We start from the raw sequence: 1,161 nt of genomic DNA on the forward strand, positions 1-1,161 counted from the left end.
GAAGGCCGCGAGCGGCCGGGACTATCTGCGTCGGCGCCGTGCGGACACCATGGCGCACGAGGAGAGCCGGCAGGCCGCCGAGACGTTCGCGCAGTCCCTGCACGAGCGGCTGTGCGCGTACGCGGAGGACTGCCGGATGCACGCCCCGCAGAACTCCGCGCTGTCCGGCGCGACCGGACGCAATGTGCTCAACGCCGCCTATCTGGTGTCGCGGGCGCATTCGGAGGAGTTCGTGGAACTGGTGGACCGCACGAAGGACGAGGCGCCCGGAATCCGGGTGGAACTCACCGGCCCCTGGGCCGCCTACTCGTTCACCGGAGAGGAAACGGGGGAGGCGCGGTGACCGTCGTCGAACGCCGGGAGATCGCGCTGGTCGACCTCCTGGACCGGCTGCTGGCCGGCGGAGTCGTCATCACCGGCGACGTCACGCTGCGCATCGCGGACGTCGATCTCGTCCGCATCGATCTGAACGCGCTGATCAGCTCGGTGAACCAGTCGGTCCCCTCACCCTTCGAGGAGCCCTGATGAGTGCCCGCAAGCGGCTCGACCTCGAACCCGACACGGTCGAGCGCGACCTGGTGAAACTGGTGCTGACGGTGGTGGAGCTGCTGCGCCAGCTGATGGAACGGCAGGCCGTGCGGCGCTTCGACACGGGCGACCTCACCGAGGAGCAGGAGGAGCGGATCGGTCTCACGCTGATGCTGCTGGAGGACCGGATGGCCGAGCTGCGCGACCGCTACGGCCTGCGGCCCGAGGACCTGAACCTGGACCTCGGGCCGCTCGGACCACTGCTTCCCCGCGACTGACCCGTCCCGCCGTCAGGACTCAGGCCTGGGCAGGGCCTTTTTCACGGCCTTCTTTGCGGCACAGAACCTCTCCGTGCAGCACCGTGAACCAGCCGTCCTCCCGCCGGCCCCACTCCCGCCAGGCCCCGGACACCGCGCGCAGCTGCCCGGCGGTCGCGTGACCGCCCTCCGTGGCCCGGCCGGCGTAGGCCGAGGCGAGGGTGCGGTCCGCCCACAGGCCGCTCCACCAGGCCCGCTCCTCGGGGGTGGCGAAGGTCCAGGTGGTGGAGGTGGCGGTGACGTCGGTGAGCCCGGCGGCCAGCGCCCAGGCCTTCAGCCGGCGCCCCGCGTCCGGTTCGCCGCCGTTGGCGCGGGC

At 71.7% G+C, this 1,161-nt stretch carries 3 protein-coding genes and 1 pseudogene; 3 read left to right on the forward strand and 1 reads right to left on the reverse strand.

The genetic code is table 11. The annotated features are described in order from the left end of the window. The 3 genes from ACWEN3_RS46740 to ACWEN3_RS46750 all read left to right on the forward strand — a co-directional run. The coding region (locus ACWEN3_RS46740) for a GvpL/GvpF family gas vesicle protein (protein WP_452984556.1) at window positions 1–343 on the forward strand (343 nt) is incomplete at its 5' end. Continuing rightward, window positions 340–525 carry a gas vesicle protein gene (locus tag ACWEN3_RS46745; RefSeq protein WP_452984558.1) on the forward strand — a complete coding sequence of 62 codons (186 nt, stop codon included), beginning with the start codon at window positions 340–342 and terminating at the stop codon, window positions 523–525. The genes ACWEN3_RS46740 and ACWEN3_RS46745, both read left to right, overlap by 4 nt. Then, on the forward strand, window positions 525–806 hold the full coding sequence (locus ACWEN3_RS46750) for a gas vesicle protein K (RefSeq protein WP_397938672.1): 282 nt from the start codon (window positions 525–527) through the stop codon (window positions 804–806). Before ACWEN3_RS46745 ends, ACWEN3_RS46750 begins: the two co-directional genes overlap by 1 nt. Before the next feature lie 19 nt (window positions 807–825). On the opposite strand, the pseudogene ACWEN3_RS46755 reads toward ACWEN3_RS46750, so the two are convergent. Further along, window positions 826–1,161 (reverse strand): annotated as a pseudogene (locus tag ACWEN3_RS46755) (SAM-dependent methyltransferase); the annotation flags it as partial.

This window comes from Streptomyces sp. NPDC004561 (assembly GCF_053602155.1).